16 protein-coding genes are annotated in these 17572 nt (G+C 72.6%); 14 read left to right on the top strand and 2 right to left on the bottom strand.

Annotated features, from left to right (window positions below):
- The first annotated feature begins 61 nt into the window (after positions 1-61).
- Genes rhaI through AB0I67_RS12085 form a run of 3 tightly spaced genes read left to right on the top strand, consistent with a single transcriptional unit; the run spans position 62 to position 4217 of the window.
- The gene (gene rhaI / locus AB0I67_RS12095; RefSeq protein WP_357921701.1) at positions 62-1192 is read left to right on the top strand and encodes an L-rhamnose isomerase; all 1131 of its coding nucleotides are present in this window, start codon (positions 62-64) and stop codon (positions 1190-1192) included.
- Positions 1189-3174, top strand: coding sequence for a bifunctional aldolase/short-chain dehydrogenase (locus AB0I67_RS12090; protein ID WP_357921699.1), 1986 nt, complete (start codon positions 1189-1191; stop codon positions 3172-3174). The genes rhaI and AB0I67_RS12090 overlap by 4 nt, the downstream gene beginning before the upstream one ends.
- 26 nt (positions 3175-3200) lie before the next feature.
- The gene (locus AB0I67_RS12085) at positions 3201-4217 is read left to right on the top strand and encodes a D-cysteine desulfhydrase family protein (RefSeq protein ID WP_357921696.1); all 1017 of its coding nucleotides are present in this window, start codon (positions 3201-3203) and stop codon (positions 4215-4217) included.
- Here AB0I67_RS12085 and AB0I67_RS12080 read toward each other — a convergent pair.
- Positions 4156-4884, bottom strand: a complete 729-nt coding sequence (locus tag AB0I67_RS12080) for a TylF/MycF/NovP-related O-methyltransferase (protein ID WP_357921693.1) — start codon at positions 4882-4884, stop codon at positions 4156-4158. The two genes, AB0I67_RS12085 and AB0I67_RS12080, sit on opposite strands and share 62 nt — an antisense overlap.
- Positions 4885-4998: 114 nt before the next feature.
- A complete protein-coding gene (locus tag AB0I67_RS12075; RefSeq protein ID WP_357921690.1) occupies positions 4999-5520 on the bottom strand; it encodes a tetratricopeptide repeat protein in 522 nt (173 codons plus the stop codon).
- Positions 5521-5678: 158 nt separating this feature from the next.
- Here AB0I67_RS12075 and AB0I67_RS12070 point away from each other — a divergent pair, with 158 nt between their 5' ends.
- The 11 genes from AB0I67_RS12070 (at position 5679) to AB0I67_RS12020 (ending at position 17368) form a co-directional block, all read left to right on the top strand.
- Positions 5679-7031 (top strand): MFS transporter, encoded by a 1353-nt coding sequence (locus AB0I67_RS12070; protein WP_357921687.1) that lies wholly within the window; start codon positions 5679-5681, stop codon positions 7029-7031.
- Between the two features lie 91 nt (positions 7032-7122).
- Positions 7123-7404 carry a metal-sensitive transcriptional regulator gene (locus AB0I67_RS12065; RefSeq protein ID WP_357921684.1) on the top strand — a complete coding sequence of 94 codons (282 nt, stop codon included), beginning with the start codon at positions 7123-7125 and terminating at the stop codon, positions 7402-7404.
- Positions 7405-7554: 150 nt separating this feature from the next.
- Positions 7555-8937: a PLP-dependent aminotransferase family protein gene (locus tag AB0I67_RS12060; RefSeq protein ID WP_357921681.1), complete on the top strand. Its 1383-nt coding sequence runs from the start codon at positions 7555-7557 to the stop codon at positions 8935-8937.
- Positions 8938-8999: 62 nt separating this feature from the next.
- A complete protein-coding gene (locus tag AB0I67_RS12055; protein WP_357921678.1) occupies positions 9000-9737 on the top strand; it encodes an SDR family oxidoreductase in 738 nt (245 codons plus the stop codon).
- A 75-nt stretch (positions 9738-9812) separates the two neighbouring features.
- Positions 9813-10436 carry a hypothetical protein gene (locus tag AB0I67_RS12050; RefSeq protein WP_357921675.1) on the top strand — a complete coding sequence of 208 codons (624 nt, stop codon included), beginning with the start codon at positions 9813-9815 and terminating at the stop codon, positions 10434-10436.
- Complete coding sequence (locus tag AB0I67_RS12045) at positions 10429-11082, top strand: class F sortase (protein WP_357921672.1); 654 nt, start codon at positions 10429-10431, stop codon at positions 11080-11082. Before AB0I67_RS12050 ends, AB0I67_RS12045 begins: the two co-directional genes overlap by 8 nt.
- Before the next feature lie 9 nt (positions 11083-11091).
- Positions 11092-12522 (top strand): amidohydrolase family protein, encoded by a 1431-nt coding sequence (locus AB0I67_RS12040; RefSeq protein WP_357921669.1) that lies wholly within the window; start codon positions 11092-11094, stop codon positions 12520-12522.
- A 41-nt stretch (positions 12523-12563) separates the two neighbouring features.
- On the top strand, positions 12564-13757 hold the full coding sequence (locus AB0I67_RS12035) for an extracellular solute-binding protein (RefSeq protein ID WP_357921666.1): 1194 nt from the start codon (positions 12564-12566) through the stop codon (positions 13755-13757).
- A complete protein-coding gene (locus AB0I67_RS12030) occupies positions 13754-14584 on the top strand; it encodes a sugar ABC transporter permease (protein WP_357921663.1) in 831 nt (276 codons plus the stop codon). Before AB0I67_RS12035 ends, AB0I67_RS12030 begins: the two co-directional genes overlap by 4 nt.
- Entirely contained in the window at positions 14581-15396 is an 816-nt protein-coding gene (locus tag AB0I67_RS12025) for a carbohydrate ABC transporter permease (protein WP_357921660.1), read from the top strand. The genes AB0I67_RS12030 and AB0I67_RS12025 overlap by 4 nt, the downstream gene beginning before the upstream one ends.
- A 49-nt stretch (positions 15397-15445) precedes the next feature.
- Positions 15446-17368, top strand: a complete 1923-nt coding sequence (locus AB0I67_RS12020) for a Xaa-Pro dipeptidyl-peptidase (RefSeq protein WP_357921657.1) — start codon at positions 15446-15448, stop codon at positions 17366-17368.
- The last annotated feature ends 204 nt before the right edge of the window (positions 17369-17572 follow it).

Below are 17572 nucleotides of genomic sequence, written 5' to 3'. Positions count from 1 at the left end.
TGCCAGTCAGCCGCTCTAGCCTCGGCGCATCTGTTAAAACGTTTTTACACGAGGTGATGCGATGAGCCTGGACGAGCTCGCCGTCGAGACCTGTTCGTGGGCGTTCGGCAACTCCGGCACCCGCTTCAAGGTCTTCGCCCAGCCGGGCGTGCCGAGGGATCCGTACGAGAAGCTGGCCGACGCCGCCCAGGTGCACGCCTACACCGGCGCCGCCCCCAGCGTCGCCCTGCACATCCCGTGGGACCGGGTCGACGACTACGCCCACCTGGCGCGGTACGCCGGGGAGCTCGGCCTGCGCATCGGCGCGATCAACTCCAACACCTTCCAGGACGACGGCTACCGCCTGGGCAGCGTCTGCCACCCGGACCCGGCGATCCGCCGCCAGGCCGTCGACCACCTGCTGGAGTGCGTGGACATCATGGACGCCACCGGCTCGCCTGAGCTCAAGCTCTGGTTCGCCGACGGCACCAACTACCCCGGCCAGGACGACATCCGCGCCCGCCAGGACCGCCTGGCCGAGGCGCTGGCCGAGGTCTACGGGCGGCTCGGCGAGGGCCAGCGCCTGCTGCTGGAGTACAAGCTGTTCGAGCCCAGCTTCTACACCACCGACGTGCCGGACTGGGGCACCGCCTACGCGCACTGCCTCAAGCTCGGGCCGAAGGCGCAGGTCGTGGTGGACACCGGCCACCACGCGCCGGGGGTGAACATCGAGTTCATCGTGGCCTTCCTGCTGCGCGAGGGCCGGCTGGGCGGGTTCGACTTCAACTCGCGCTTCTACGCCGACGACGATTTGATGGTCGGCGCAGCCGACCCCTTCCAGCTCTTCCGCATCCTGGCCGAGGTGCTGCGCGAGCCGTCCGGCGGCATCGCCTTCATGCTCGACCAGTGCCACAACATCGAGCCCAAGATCCCCGGTCAGATCCGCTCGGTGCTCAACGTGCAGGAGGCGGCGGCCAAGGTGCTGCGCATCGACCGCGCGGCCCTGTCGGCCGCGCAGCGTGAGGGCGACGTGCTGGCGGCCAACGCCGTGCTCATGGACGCCTTCAACACCGACGTACGGCCCGCACTGGCCGAGTTCCGTGCGGCCAAGGGCCTCGACCCGGACCCGATGGCGGCCTACGCCAGGTCCGGATATTTCGCGAAGATCTGCGCCGAGCGGGTGGGCGGCGCGCAGGCAGGGTGGGGAGCATGACGCGACCGCAGGACGAGCTGCTGGAGCGGGCGCACCGGCTGGGCGCCGACCCGCGCAACACCAACTACGCCGGCGGCAACGCCTCGGCCAAGGGCGAGGCGCCCGATCCTGTCAGCGGCGAGCCGATCCCGCTGATGTGGGTCAAGGGCTCCGGCGGCGACCTCGGCACGCTGACCGAGGCCGGTCTGGCCGTGCTGCGGCTCGACCGGCTGCGGGCGCTGGCCGGCCGCTATCCCGGCGTCGAGCACGAGGACGAGATGGTCGCCGCCTTCGACTTCTGCCTGCACGGCCGGGGCGGCGCCGCGCCCTCCATCGACACCGCGATGCACGGCCTGGTGGACGCCCCGCACGTCGACCACCTGCACCCCGACTCCGGTATCGCGCTGGCCTGCGCCGCCGACGGCGAGGAGCTGACCCGGCGGATCTTCGGCGAGCGGGTGGCGTGGGTCCCGTGGCGGCGGCCCGGGTTCCAGCTCGGCGTCGACATCGCCGCGATCAAGGCGGCCAACCCGGCGGCCATCGGCTGCGTCCTGGGCGGCCACGGCATCACCGCGTGGGGCGAGAGCTCCGCCGAGTGCGAGGCACACTCCCTGGAGATCATCCGCACCGCCGAGTCCTACCTCGCCGAGCACGGCCGGCCCGACCCGTTCGGCCCGGTGGTGCGCCAGACGCTGCCCGAGGCCGAGCGGCGGATCCGCGCCGCCGAGCTCTTCCCGGTGCTGCGCGGCCTGGCCTCCAGCGCCCACCCGGTCGTCGGGCGGTTCACCGACAGCGCCGAGGTGCTCGACTTCGTCTCCCGCGCCGAGCTGGAGCGGCTGGCCGCGCTGGGCACCTCCTGCCCCGACCACTTCCTGCGCACCAAGGTCGCGCCGCTCGTCCTCGACCCGGAAGCCGCGATCGAGCCCCAGTTCGAGGCCTACCGCGCGGCCTACACCGCCTACTACGAGCGCCACGCCGTGCCCGGCTCGCCGCCCATGCGCGGCGCGGACCCGGCGATCGTGCTGGCGCCCGGCGTCGGCATGTTCTCCTTCGGCAAGGACGCGCAGACCGCCCGGGTGGCCGGCGAGTTCTACGTCAACGCGATCAACGTGATGCGGGGCGCGGAGTCGGTCTCCCGCTACCGGCCGATCGAGGAGGCGGAGAAGTTCCGCATCGAGTACTGGGAGCTGGAGGAGGCCAAGCTGCGCCGCATGACGCCGCCGAAGCCGCTGGCCGGGCGGGTCGCCCTGGTCACCGGCGGCGGCTCGGGCATCGGCGCGGCCACCTGCCGGCGGCTGGCCGCCGAGGGGGCCTGCGTGGTGGTCGCCGACCGTGACCCGGCCGCCGCCGAGAAGGTCGCCGCCGAGCTCGGCGACGCGCTGGCCGTCCGCATGGACGTCACCGCCGAGTCCGAGGTCGTCGAGGGCGTACGGCAGGCGGTCCTCGCCTTCGGCGGCCTCGACCTGGTCGTCAACAACGCGGGCCTGTCGCTGTCGCGCCCGCTGCTGGAGACGACCGTCGCCGACTGGGACCTCCAGCACGACGTGATGGCCCGCGGCTCCTTCCTCGTCTCCCGCGAGAGCGCCCGTGTGATGATCGCCCAGGGGCTGGGCGGCGACCTCGTCTACATCTCCTCCAAGAACGCCGTCTTCGCCGGGCCCAGCAACCTGGCCTACGGCGCGGCCAAGGCCGACCAGGCCCACCAGGTCCGGCTGCTCGCCGCCGAGCTGGGCGAGCACGGCATCCGGGTCAACGGCGTCAACCCCGACGGGGTGGTGCGCGGCTCGGGCATCTTCGCCTCCGGCTGGGGCGCCAACCGCGCGGCCGTCTACGGCGTGCCGGAGGCCGAGCTGGGCGCCTTCTACGCGCAGCGGACGCTGCTCAAGCGTGAGGTGCTGCCCGAGCACATCGCCCAGGCGGTCTTCCTGCTCACCCAGCTCTCCCACACCACCGGGCTGCACATCCCGGTGGACGCGGGCGTGGCCGCCGCCTTCCTCCGCTGAGGCCGCCGGGCTGGCAGAGTGGCGGCATGCGAGACAGTGACGACGCCCTGCTCCCCATCGCCGGCACGCCGCTCCACCGGCTGCCCGGCCTGGCCGGTGAGCTCGGCCTGAGCGACCTGTGGGTCAAACGCGAGGACCTGACCGGGCTGGCCGGCGGCGGCAACAAGGCGCGCAAGCTGGCCGCGCTGGTGGCCGAGGCCCGGCGGCAGGGGTGCGACCACCTGGTCACCGGGGGCGGGGCGCAGAGCAACCACGCCCGGATGACCGCGGCCGCGGCCAACGTCGCCGGGCTGGGCTGCGACCTGGTCCTGACCCGGCTGGCCGCGGAGCCGGTCGCGAGCGGGAACGTGCTGCTCGACGAGGTGCTCGGGGCCCGGGTGCGGTGGCTGGAGGGGGCGGCTCTGCCGTACGAGGAGCTGGAGGAGGCGATCCGGGCGCGGGCCCGGGAGCTGGCGGAGCAGGGGCGCAAGCCGTACGCGCTGCCGATCGGCGGCTCCAGCCCCGAGGGCGTCGCCTGCTACGCCGAGGTGGCCCGCGAACTGGACGAGGCGCTGCGCCCGGACCTGGTGGTCGTGGCCAGCGGCTCGGGCGGGACGCACGCCGGGCTCGTGGCGGGACTCGGTGAGCACGCCCGCGTGCTCGGGGTGGACGTCGGCGCCCGCCCCGATCTGGCGCGGGCGGTCGAGGAGCTGGCGGCGCAGGTGGCCGCGCGCACCGGCCGGCCCGAGCCGACCGGCCGGTGCGCCCTGGACACCGGCCGGATCGGCGCGGGTTACGGCGAGCCGACCGGCCCGGCGCTGGAGGCCCTGCTGCTGGCGGCCCGCACCGACGGGCTGCTGCTCGACCCGGTCTACACGGCCAAGGCGATGGCCGGGCTGGTCGCGGCGGTCCGCGAGGGGCGGATCGCGCGCGGCGACCGGGTGGTCTTCCTGCACACCGGCGGGCTGCCGGGGCTGTTCGCCACGCGTTACGCGGGCTGGCTCACCACTTCGACGCCAGCCGGCGGCGCCACCGGGTCGGGAGCAGGGGCGGCGACTTCTTGAGCGTCCGGCTGCCGATCACCTGGAACAGGGCGCGGCGGTCGGTCATCGCGCCCTTGCCGCTCGGCTCGCGGCCGAACAGCGCCAGCAGCGCGGTTCTGGTGCCGGTGCGCTCCTGCCAGTCGCGGAAGGCGCGGAACTCGGCCGGGTCCTCGCCCAGGAACTCGTCGAACAGCAGCAGGCTGCCGCCGGTGAGCATCGGGGTCAGCCAGTCGAGCACGCAGGTGGTGGCCGACTCCAGATCGGCGTCCAGGTGGGCGAGGCTGATGGTGCCGATCTCGGCGGCCAGGGCCGGCGTCAGGGTGTCCTCGAAGAAGCCGTCGACCACGCGCACCCCCTTCAGCCGGGGGATCGGGGTGGCGAAGGTGCCGGCGGGAAGGTGCTCGTAGCCCTCGGGCAGGCCCTGGAAGGAGTCGAAGGCGTAGATGCGCTTGCGGCGCTGGCGCAGGTCCCATAACCGGGCGCGCCACAGCTCATCGCGGATCACCCGCGTCGAATAGCCCTTCCAGACGCCGAATTCGGCGATGTGCCCCGGGACCGAGCGCGAGAGCTGGACGGCGAGTTCGAGAACCTGAGCACGTGCAGGAAAAGTGACTTTTGACCGCGATTCATGCCAATCGCCGGGATTGCCGCGGAACCATTCATCGAGCAGTTGCTGATCATCGGCCATCAACGTCTCCCATGATCGGAGGGGGAAAGGACGATGATGTCATGAAAGCGGCGATTTGAATGGCGAAAAAGACATACATGGGAATGGCTCACCTTTAGTCGGTGCGCATTCACGCTACGCCGCGGGCGGGGCCTCCACCTCGATCAGGATCGCCACCGCCTGCGGGCTGCCGAGCCCCGACGCCGACTCCGCCAGCGCGAGCGCCCGCCGGTACCACGCCTCGGCCTGATCGTGCTCGCCCGCGCCGCGCCGGGTCGCGCCCAGCTCGTTCAGGACCAGCACCGCGTCGAGCGACTCGGGCTCGACCGCGTCCAGCGCCTGGCGCAGCTCGCGCTCGGCCTCGCGGTGCCGGCCTGAGCGCCGGTGGACGCGGCCGAGGGCGATCCGCACCTGCGCCCACAGCCGCGTCGCCTCCGGGCCGCACTCGCCGGCCAGCAGCCCGAGGGCCTCCTCCAGCCGGGGCAGGGCGTGGTCGGGGCGCGGCGTCTCGGTCGTCAGCAGGCCCTCGACCAGCAAGGCGGAGGCCAGGTGCAGCCGTGACGCGGTCCGAGCCGCGCCGACCGCGTGCCGGGCGCGTTCCAGGGCTCCGTCGCCGTGCCGGTGCAGGACCGGCGCCTCCGCGAGTCTCACGCTCATGGCTCCAGCAAAGCCGCCGGGACGCCTGCCGTACCAGGACCACTCGGCCGGGAGAAGCGCGGCGGAGCGGTCCGGCGTTGCAAACCCTAGGGGGGTATGTTACGTTCCCCGTCATCGAATCAAGGTACCCCCATGGGGTATGAGGGAAGGAGACGGCCATGTCACCCGATCCGCGTCGCTGGTGGGCCCTGCTGGTGCTCGCCGCCGCGCAGTTCATGGTCATCATGGACACGTCGATCATCGGCGTCGCGCTGCCGGACATGCAGCGTGACCTCGGGTTCACCGACAGCGGCCTGCAGTGGGTGTTCAACGCCTACGTAGTGGCCTTCGGCGGGCTGCTCCTGCTGGGCGGGCGCCTGTCCGACCTGTTCGGCGCCCGCAAGATCTTCTCCATCGGCTGGCTCGTGCTCGTCGCCGGCTCGGTGGTCGCCGCGGCGGCCGGGACGGCGTGGGTGGAGATCCTCGGCCGCGGCATCCAGGGCGTCGGCGGCGCGCTCATCGCGCCCGCCTCGATGACCCTGCTCATGATGCTCTTCGGCGGCCAGCCCCGCGAGCTGGGCCGGGCCATGGCCCTGTACGGCGCGGCGGCCCCCGCGGGCGGCACGGCCGGCGTCTTCCTGGGCGGCGTGATCACCGAGTACCTGAGCTGGCCCTGGGTCTTCATCATCTACGTGCCGATCGGCCTGGCCACCCTGGCCGCGGTCCCGGCGCTGCTCCCGGCGACCAAGGGCGGGCGCGGCTCGGTCGACCTGCTCGGCGGCCTGGCCGCCACGGCCGGCATCGCGCTGCTGGTCTTCGGCATTGTCGGCGAGAACTGGGCGGCCGTCGGCGGCGGCGTGGTGCTGCTGGCCCTGTTCCTGCTGCTGCAGCGCAGCATCCGCACCCCGCTGATGCCGCTGTCGATCTGGCGCGCCCCGGGCCTGGCCCCGGCCAACCTGGCGATGACGCTGCTGGGCGCGGCGTGGATCCCGATGTGGTACTTCCTCAACCTCTACCTGCAGCAGGGGCTCGGCTTCGGCGCCTTCCCGAGCGGCGCGGCGCTGCTGCCGATGACCGTGGCCATCATGATCTTCATGATCGGCATCACCTCCCGTCTGCTGGCCCGCTTCGGGGCCAAGCCGCTCATCGTGCTCGGCCTGCTGGTGCTCGCGGCCGGTGTGGCGTGGCTGTCCTTCGCCCGGCCCGGCGGCTCATTCGTGGTGGACGTGCTCCCGGCCAGCCTGGTGGCGGCGATCGGCATGTCGCTGGCCTACATCCCGGCGATGATGTCGGCGATGTCCGGCGCGAAGCCGGAGGAGGCCGGTCTGGCCTCGGGCATCGTGAACACCACCTACAACGTGGGTTCGGCGCTCGGCCTGGCGGTCATGACCGCGATCGCCACCTCCTCGGCCGGCTTCTCCGGCGCCTTCACCGGGGCGGCCGTGACCGCGCTGGCCGGCGCGGTGCTCTCGATGGTGTTCATGCGCCGGCCGCGACCGGTGGGGGCGGAGGCGGAGCCCGCGCGTGTGTGAGACCGTTCGGGAGGCGGGCGCGGCAGTCCGCCTCCGGAATACGGTAGGGGGGTACGGTGTTATGCTGCACAACCGGGGAGAGGACGGGGCGATGGCGGGATACACCACCAACAAGCAGGACCACAACCGGCGGCTGCGCCGGATCGAAGGCCAGGTCCGCGGCCTGCAGCGCATGGTCGAGGACGACAAGTACTGTATCGACATCCTGACCCAGGTCTCCGCGGCCAGCAGCGCGCTCCAGTCCTTCGCCCTCTCCCTCCTGGAGGAGCACCTGGCGCACTGCGTCGCCGAGGCGGCGGCCAAGGGCGGCCCCGAGGCCGACGCCAAGGTCAAGGAAGCCAGCGACGCCATCGCGCGGCTCGTCCGCTCGTAACCCCACCGCTCATGGGCCACTCGCCCGGGCACGCCGCCCGGCCGGTGGCCCTGGTGCGTTCACCGGCCAGGTTGTCCTCGCGTGCCGGGCGATGGAACGGGATGTCACGCCCCTTGGTGGAAAGCTCGGCCGGCGACGGGGGAAGACGACATGCGCAGCCCAAGGAGGCTTCTGGTACCGATCCATCTGGACCGCGAGGGGGATCGGCCGCTGCAGGACCAGCTCGCCGCACAGCTTCGCGAGGCCATCGACGCCGGACGGCTGGGACAGGGGACCCGCATGCCGTCCACGCGGACGCTGGCCGGGATCCTGCGGGTCTCGCGCGGCGTCGTGGTGACGGCTTACGAGCGGCTCCACGCCGCCGGGTACGTGACCGGCAGAACAGGCTCGGGGACCTACGTGGCCCGGCGCGGGGCGAGCACCGGTCCGGGCGCGGTCCACGAGCCGGACGAACTGCCGCTCATCAGCCTCGAACCCGACCGGCCGAGCCCGGAGGGCTTCCCGCTGGCCGCCTGGCGCGCGGCCTGGCGGCGGGCCAGCCACCACGCGCCGCCGGTCGAGGACCTGCCCGCCGCGGGCCTGCCCGAGCTGCGCGCCGCCGTGGCCGGCCACCTGCGCGACTCGCGCGGCCTGGTCACGGACGGGCACGAGGTGATCATCACCCTCGGCTACGGCCACGCGCTCCAGCTCCTGCTCAGCGCGGCCGGCGCCCGCCTGGTCGCGGTCGAGGACCCGGCCCCGCCGCCGGTCCGGGCCGCCGTCCGCCGGCACGCCCGCGTGCTGCCGCTGCCGGTGGACCGCGACGGCGCCCAGGTCGGCCTGATCCCGAAGGACTGCGACGTGGCCGTCGTCATGCCCGAGCGCAACGACCCGCTGGGCGTGCGGATGTCGCGCGAGCGCCGCCGGGCGATGGCCGAGCACGGCTGCCTGGTCCTCGAACCCGGCTTCGACGGGCACGCCGACGCCTCGCTCGGCCCCGAGCCGAGCATCCTCAGCCTCGGCGACCCCGGCCGCACCGCGATGATCGGGACCTTCGGCGCCCTGCTCACCAACGCCCTGCCGATGGCCTACCTGCTCGTCCCGCGCCGGCTGGCCCCGCTCATCCGTGCGCAGATCGCGGCGGCCGGCGAGCAGCCCGCCTTCCTCGCCCAGCGCGCGCTGGCCGACCTGCTGGCCACCGGCTGCGTCGCCCGGCGCATCGACCGGCTGTCGGCGCTGTACGCGGCTAAGCGCACGCTGGTACGGCACGCGCTGGCCGGCCGGCCCGGCGTACGGCTGGCCGGGGCCGACGGCGGCTCCTCCGTGACCCTCCTGCTGCCCGAGGACCTCCCGGCCGAGCGCTTCGCCGGGCTGCTGCGCGAGCGCAACGTCCAGGTCGCGACGCTGGACCGCTACTGCGACGCCCGGCCGCGCAACGGGCTCGTGCTCGGCTACGGGCACCTGGACGACATGGCGTTGCACCGGGCCCTGCGCGTCCTCACCAGAACCCTCGCCGAGCAGGGGCTCCCCGGCTTCCGCCACGATGCCGCCTGAACCACCGTTTTCAGCCCTGATGGTGATATCTGGCGCTATCTTGCCCTCATGGAGGTAGGTCGGTGACGGATCGTCGGCTCGCGGAACAGGTCGCCCTCGTCGTCGGCGCGGGCCGGGGGATCGGCCGCGCGATGGCCCTGGCGCTGGCCGGGGCCGGAGCCAAGGTGCTGGTCACCGCCCGCACCCGGGACGAGGTGGAGGAGACCGCCGAGTTCGCCCGCGGCGTCGCCCTGGTCGGCGACGCGGCCGACCCCGGGCACGCCCGCGCCGCGGTGGGACGCGCCATCCGGCTGCACGGGCGGCTCGACCTGCTGGTCTGCGCCGCCGGGCGGCTGGGCGCGGTCGGGCCGCTGAGCCTCACCGACCCGGCGCAGTGGTGGCGCGACGTGGAGGTCAACCTGCGCTCGGCCATGCAGTTCACCCGCGAGGCGCTGCCGTACATGACCGAGCGCGGGCAGGGCCGGGTGGTCTACCTGGCCGGCGGCGGCGGGCCGTACCTCACCGCCTACGGCGTGGCCAAGCAGGGGCTGAGCTTCCTGGCGCGCAGCGTCGACGAGGAGGTCGGCAAGAGCGGCGTGCGGGTCTTCGAGCTGTTCCCCGGCACGGTCGACACTCGGCTCGGGCGCCGCTTCGCCGAGTCGGAGGAGGCCAAGCTCTGGCTGCCCGGCCTGGTCGCCTCGGTGACCGCGCGGCGGGCCGGCCCGGAGGCGGCGGCCACCGCGGTGGTCCGGCTGGCAGCGGGGGAGCTCGACCACCTCGCCGGCGGGCTGGTGCGAGCCGATGCGCTGGACGAGGGGTGAATGCTTGATCACTCTCGGTGAAGATTTGCCGTTGGCGGGACGGGAGTGACCGGTGGGGCCGGGTAGAAGCCCGGCATGGGCTTTCTCTACCGTGCGGTGGTCACCGCGGCGGTCCTGGTCACCGGCGTGGCGGGACCGGCGGCGGCGGACGTGGACATCTCTCCTTACAAGGTCGAACCGGGCGACAGCGTGCGCATCACCGTCGACTACGACTTCGGCCCCGACTGCGGCGACTCCGAGTGCGGCGATGACGAGTGCGGCGACAGCGGATGCGGCGACGACGAATGCGGCGTCGCCGAGCTGATCGCCGAGTCCGAGGCGTTCGAGGAGGAGGGCGTGGTGCTGCGGGACCGCGGTGACGTGGCGGTCGGGCGCGCCGACATCGACTGGGACGCCGAGCCCGGCCGCTACGACGTGGAGGTCTCCTGCGACGGCGGCTCCTACGTCGACTCCGGGACGCTGATCGTGGTCGGCGGCTGGGGGCCGGACACCGGAGGCGGCGGCCTGGCGCTCACCGCGCGGGACACCGCCACCGCGACCAACGCCGCGACCAGCGCCGTGGCCAACACCGCGACGAGCGCCGAGCCCGCCGGCGTGCCCGGCGCGCTGCTGGCCGGCGGCGGGGCCCTGCTCCTGCTGGCCGGAGCCGCCGCCGGGTCGGTGATCGTGGTCCGCCGCCGCGCCCGCGGACGTGGCTGAGCGAACGGTCCCGGGGATTCTGGCTGAGCGGGTGGTGCTGGCGACGGCGGGTGTCGCGGTGCTGGTGCTCGGGCTGGGTGGGTGCAAGCCGGCCGGGCGGGCTCCGGCGCTGACGCTGCCGGCCACGGTGCAGGCGCGTGGCTGGCCGTCGCCGGCTCCGGGCGGGTCGCGGCTGGTCCGGCCGCTGCGGGTGCTGGTGCCCGCGGTCAAGGTGGACGCCCCGGTGCTCGCCGTGAACAGCGGCGACAAGGGCCGGCTGCAGGCCCCGCCGCTGGGCGAGGCCAATCTGGCCGGCTGGGACCGGCAGAGCCCGGTGCCCGGTCAGCCGGGCGCGAGCGTGCTGGTCGGCCACCTGGACACCAAGACAGGACCGGCCGTCTTCGCCAGGCTGCGCCAGGTCAAACCCGGCGACACCCTGGCCGTCCTGCGCTCCGACGACCGGGTCGTGGTCTTCCGCGCCACCGGCACCGAGCAGATCGGCAAGGCCGCCTTCCCGGTGCACAAGGTCTTCGCCGGCTCGGCCGCGCCCGCCATCCGGCTGGTGACCTGCGGCGGCCGGTACGACCACGCCAGGCACTCCTACGAAGACAACCTCATCGTGTACGGCGAGCACGCCGGAACCTTCCGGGTGGCCGACCTGCGATAGTGGTATACCGTGAGCACCCTCATCAAAGCCTCCCATGTCGTCGGCTTCGACGGCACCGACCACGTCATCCACCGCGACGGCTGCGTCGTCTACTCCGGCGACACCGTCGTCCACGCCGGCGGGCCGTACGACGGGCCCGTCGACGAGGTGATCGACGCCGGCCTGGCCCTGGTGGGGCCGGGCTTCATCGACCTCGACGCGCTGGCCGACATCGACCACGCCATCCTCGACACCTGGCACGGCCCCGGCACCGCCGGCGGCCTGGCCTGGTCGGAGGACTACTTCGCGCGGCGGCACGCGGTCTTCCCGCCGCACGACACGCTCTTCATGCGCGAGTACGCGCTCACCCAGCTCATCCGCAACGGCATCACCACCGCGATGCCCATCGCCGCCGAGACGCACAGCGCCTGGGCCGAGTCCTACGAGGAGTTCGCCGGCGTCGCCGAGATCGCCGGGCGGCTCGGCCTGCGCATGTACCTCGGCCCCTCCTACCGCTCCGGCGTGCCCGTGCTGCGCGCGGACGGCAGCCGCGACGTGCTCTGGGAACCCGAGCTCGGCGAGCGCGGCCTGGCCGACGCGATCCGCTTCGCCCGCGACTTCGACGGCGCCCACGACGGGCGGCTGCGCGGCGTCCTGCTGCCCTGCCGCATCGAGACGCTCACCCCCGGCCTGCTGCGCGCCACCGCCGAGGCCGCCGCCGAGCTCGACTGCCTGGTGCGCCTGCACTGCATGCAGGGCGAGACCGAGCTGGCCCTGCTGTCCCGCTGGTACGGCAAGCACCCGCTGGAGGTGCTGGAGGAGGCCGGACTGCTCGGCCCGAGGCTGATCGTCCCGCACGCCCGCTACCTCGACCCCGGCCAGGTCGGCCGGCTCGCCGCGCTGGCCGGGATCGCGCACTGCCCGCTGACCTCGGTGCGCTACGGCGACGCGCTGCACGACTTCGACGCCTACCGCGCGGCGGGGGTCAACGTGGCGCTGGGCACCGACTCCTTCCCGCCGGACATGATCCGCAACATGGACTACGGCAACAACCTGGCCAAGCTGGTCACCGGGCGGCTCGACGCCGGCTCGGCGGCCGACTACTACCGGGCGGCCACCCTGGGCGGCGCGCGGGCGCTGGGCCGCGAGGACCTCGGCCGGCTGGCGCCGGGCGCCAAGGCGGACCTGACGGTGGTGGACCTGTCCGGGCCCCGCGTCGGGCCGGTGGACGACCCGATCCGCACCCTGCTGATGAACTGCGGCGGCGCCGACGTCACCACCGTGGTCATCGACGGGCGCGTCGTCATGCGCGACCGGGTGATCCCGGGCGTGGACGAAAGCGCGATGCGGGAGCGGGCCCAGGACTACTTCGACCGGATGAAGGCCGCCTACTCCGAGCGCGACCACCTCCGGCGGCCGGGTGCGGAGCTGTTCCCGGCCTCGTTTCGCGAGGTCAGCTGAGCCCTCGTCATAGCCGGCGAATCGCTGGGCAGCGGGGTGGCATGCCCCGCCGTACCGCAGCCCTGGTCGCCCTCTCCCTCCTGCTGACCGGCTGCGGTGCGGACGGCCGGGTGACCCTGGACTTCTTCCAGTTCAAGCCCGAGGCGACCGAGGTCTTCGACCGGATCATCGCCGGGTTCGAGCGGGAGCACCCGGGCATCCGGGTCGTGCAGAACCACGTGCCGAACGCCGAGACGGCGGTGCGGGCCCGGCTGGTGCGCGGGGACGTGCCGGACGTCCTGGCGCTCAACGGGTCGAGCGTGTTTGGGGAACTGGCACGGGCCGGGGTCTTCCACGACTTCTCCCGCCACCCGGCCCGCGAGGCGATCAACCCGGCGGTGCAGCGCATCCTCGACGACCTCGGCACCCACCGGCCCGGCGAGGTCAACGGGCTGCCCTTCGCCAGCAACGCCAACGGGATCATCTACAACAAGTCCCTGTTCGACGCGCACGGCGTGCGCCCGCCCACCTCGTGGCCGGACCTGCTCACGGCGGCCCGCCGGTTCGAGGCCGCCGGGGTCACGCCCTTCTACCTCACGCTCAAGGACGCCTGGACGGCGCTGCCCACCTTCAACGCGCTGGCCGCCAACCTCGCGCCCGGCGACTTCTTCGCGCGGCGGGCTGCCGGCCGTACCAGCTTCGGCGCGGCCTACGGCGAGGTGACCGCGCGCCTGGCCGAGCTCTACCGGTACGGCCAGCCCGACCGCTTCTCACGCGGCTACGACGAGGGCAACCGCGAGTTCGCTCAGGGCCGGTCGGCCATGTACCTGCAGGGCAGCTACGCCATCCCGGCGATCAGGAAGGCCGGGCCGCGCTTCGAGATCGGCACCTTCAACCCCCACGACAAGCTGGTCGCGGGCGTGGACGTGGCGATCACCATGCCGCGCGAGCCGCGCCGGCCGAAGGAGGCCGCGCTCTTCGTGGACTACCTGATGCGCCCCGCGGTGCTGCGCGCCTACGCCCGCGAACAGGTCGCCGTGCCGCCGCTGCGCGAGGCCACGCCCGACGACCCGGCCCTGCAGGGCGTGATGCCCTTCTTCGCCGAGGGCCGGCTGACCGGCTACCCCGACCACCAGATCCCGCTGGCGGTCGGGCTGGAGCGGATCATCCAGCAGTTCCTGATCGACGGCGACCGGCGCGCCTTCCTGGCCGAACTGGACAGCGAGTACGACAAGGTCATGGAGCGCCGCTCATGAGGACGTACTACTGGATGGTCTTACCCGCGCTCGTGCTCTTCCTGCTCTTCCACACCGTGCCGGTGCTGCAGGGGCTCTACTACTCCTTCACCGACTACCCGGGGTACGGCGAGCACGCCTTCGTCGGCCTGCGCAACTACCTCAACCTGGTCAAGGACGACCGCATCCTCGACGCCTACCTGTTCACCTTCAAGTTCGCGCTGGTCGCGACCGTCCTGACCAACGTGCTCGCGCTGGCGGTGGCGCTCGGGCTGAACGCGCGCATCCGGTTCAGGACGGCGCTGCGCGGGATCTACTTCATCCCGAACGTCCTGGCGATCCTGATCGTCGGCTACATCTTCAACTACCTGTTCGCCAACTCGGTGCCGGCCGTCTTCGGCGGCACGAACATCCTGGCCGACCCCGCGCTGGCGTGGATCGGCATCGTCCTGGTCGCGGTGTGGCAGGCGGTCGCCTTCAACATCGTGATCTACCTGGCGGGCCTGCAGACCATCCCGGCCGACCTGCACGAAGCCGCGATGATCGACGGCGCGGGCACCTGGCGGCGCTTCCTGTCGGTGGTCTTCCCCCTGATCGCGCCGTTCTTCACCATCAACATGGTGCTCTCGCTCAAGAACTTCCTGCAGGTCTTCGACCACATCGTCGCCCTCACCAACGGCGGGCCCGGCACCTCGACCACCTCGGTGTCGCTGCTCATCTACACCGGCGGCTTCCAGGGCGGGGAGTACGCCTACCAGACGGCCAACGCGATCGTCTACTTCGTGGTGATCGTGCTGGTCTCGCTGGTCCAGCTCAGGATCCTGCAACGCAGGGAGGCGACGCTGTGAAGCCGCGCTGGTGGCTGACCGCCCTGATGGCCGCGGGCTCGCTGACCGTGCTCGTGCCGCTCTACTTCACCGCGGTCACCGCGCTCAAGACCCCCGCCGAGCTCGCCGGCGCCGGATTCGACCTGCCGGACAGCCCCGCCTGGGGCAACTTCGCGCAGGCCTGGGAACTCACGAACTACCCCAAGGCCGCGCTCAACAGCGCGCTGATCACCGTCGGCGCGGTGGCGCTCACCCTGCTCACCAACTCGATGGTCGCCTACGCCATCGCGCGCAACTTCCGGCGTCGGCTGTTCAAGGGGCTGTACTACTACTTCGTCTCCGCGCTGTTCGTGCCCTTCCCGATCATCATGCTGCCGGTGATCAAGCAGACCTCGCTGCTCGGGATGGACAACCAGGCGGGACTGATCCTGCTCTACGTGGTGTACGGCCTGGCCTTCAACATCTTCCTCTACGTCGGCTACATCCGGTCCATCCCGGTCTCGCTGGAGGAGGCCGCCCGCGTCGACGGCGCCGGAACCTGGACGGTGTTCTGGCGCGTGATCTTCCCGCTGCTCGCGCCGATGAACGCCACCGTCGGCATCCTCACCTTCCTGTGGGCCTGGAACGACTTCCTGCTGCCGCTGGTCGTGCTCTCCAGCCCGGACGCCCAGACGTTGCCGCTGGTCCAGTACGTCTTCCAGGCGCAGTTCAACACCGACCACACCCTCGCCTTCGCCTCCTACCTGATGGCGCTGGCCCCGGTCCTGCTCGTCTACCTCTTCGCCCAGCGCTGGGTCATCTCCGGCGTGCTGCGGGGTTCCGTCAAAGGGTGATCTCTGAGACATTGCGAGTGGTATTTCACTCCCTTTCCGGAGGTCACGCGTGCCACAGTTACGCCCGGCCCTCGCCGCGGTCGTCCTCACCCTGACGATCACCACCCCCGCCCAGGCGTCCGCCACCACCCCGGCCGTCACCGTCGCCGACGGCCGCACCCAGCCCGTCTTCTCCTACGCCGACGCCGTCCGCGAGCACGTCTACGTGCAGGCGCCGATCGACAGCGACGCCGACGGCGCCCTCGACCGCGTGCGCGTCGACATCATCCGGCCCAAGGAGTCCGGGCCCGGGCTCAAGGTCCCGGTGATCATCGACGAGAGCCCCTACTACGACAACTCCGGACGCGGCCCCGAGCGGGAGCGCAAGGAGTACGACGCGGCCGGGAACCCGGTGAAGTTCCCGCTGTTCTACGACAACTACTTCGTGCCGCGCGGCTACGCCGTGCTCAACGTGGACATGCTCGGCACCACCAAGTCCGACGGCTGCCCCGACACCGGCGGCCGGGCCGACGTGCTGGGCGGCAAGGCCGTCATCGACTGGCTCAACGGCCGCGCCCCCGGCTTCCGCGCCGACGGCACCCCGGTCGCCGCCGACTGGACCACCGGCAAGGCCGCCATGATCGGCAAGTCGTACGACGGCACCCTCGCCAACGCGGTCGCCGCCACCGGCGTGCGCGGGCTGGAGACCATCGTGCCCATCTCGGCGATCAGCTCGTGGTACGAGTACCAGCGCTCCAACGGCATGCTCTACAACAGCCTGAACTACGCCGGATGGCTGGCCAATGCGGTGGACACCGACGGGGCGGTGAAATGCGCCGCCGTACGGGACCGGATGAACGCCGAGGACGCCGACGAGACGGGCAACTACACGCCCTTCTGGGCCCTTCGCGACCACCGCGCGGACCTGTCGAAGATGCGGGCCTCGGTCTTCGCCGTGCACACCGTCAACGACCTCAACGTCAAGCCCGACACCTGGTCGGAATGGTGGGACGCGCTCGCCCAGCGCGGCATCCCGCGCAAGGTCTGGGTCGGCCAGTACGAGCACGTCGACCCGTTCGACTTCGAAGGCCGCCGCGACATCTGGGTGGACACGCTGCACCGCTGGTTCGACTATTGGCTGCACGGGGTGCGCAACGGCATCCTGCGCGAGCCGCGCGCCGACGTCCAGCTCGCCCCCGGCCGCTGGATCACCCAGCGCGACTGGCCCGCGCCCAACGCCCTGCCCGTCGCCCTGCGGCCCTCCGCCGACGGCTCCCTCGGCCTGCTGCCCGCCCGCCCCGGCGCCACCGGCAGCTTCACCGACCTGCGCCTCAGCGAGACCGCCATGGTCGCCGACGTCGGCACCCCGGCGCCCGGCCGTCTCGCCTACACGACCGGGCCGCTTCCCCTCGACCTGCGCCTGTCCGGCACCCCCGTGGTCGACCTGCGGGTCACCCTCGACAAGCCCGCCGCCAACCTGACCGCCCTGCTCGTCGACTTCGGCGAGACCCCGCGCGTGGACTGGCGCACCGGTCAGGGCATCGTCCAGCAGGCCACCGAGTCCTGCCACGGCGACGCCTCGGCCCTCGACGACGGGTGCTACAAGACCTTCGGTACAGCTGTCGCCACCCGGCCGCTGGAGATCGTGGCGCGGGGCTGGATCGACACCTCCAACCGGGACTCCCTGTCCGTCTCCACACCGGTGACGCCCGGCACCTCCGTGCGGGTGCGGTGGGAGACGTTGCCGCAGGAGTACGTCTTCCGGAAGGGCAACCGGATCGGGCTGGTCCTTGCGGGGACCGACAACACCTACACCCGGGCCGAGAACCCCACCGGGACGCTTGTCACGGTTGACCTTGCCCGTAGCAAGATCGTCGTCCCGCTGGTCCTGACCGCGCCGCCCACCGAGAACGACCTTCCGGCCGCCGCCCGCTCCACCTGGACCGGCCCGGCCGAACTCACCCTCCCCGAACCGCAGTCCGAGTTCTACTAGCGAGGTCCTCGCCCTTCGGGCTCGGGCAGCGCTTGGTGTGGGGGGCCGCCTCCGGCGTCCCCCCACACCCCCCTTTTCGAGGGGCCTCCCGGCCCCTCGCGCTCCCCGAGTCTGGGGCGGTCGCCGGAGGTCGAGTCGATTTGTGCGTTCGCCGGGCTCTGCCATAGAAGGCGGCTGGACCGTTGGGCAGGCGGCGGGGGCACT

The organism is Nonomuraea sp. NPDC050310, assembly GCF_040655795.1.
Taxonomy (GTDB): domain Bacteria; phylum Actinomycetota; class Actinomycetes; order Streptosporangiales; family Streptosporangiaceae; genus Nonomuraea.
Note: the sequence above shows the minus strand (reverse complement) of the source record. Positions and strands in the feature narration are given on the sequence as shown.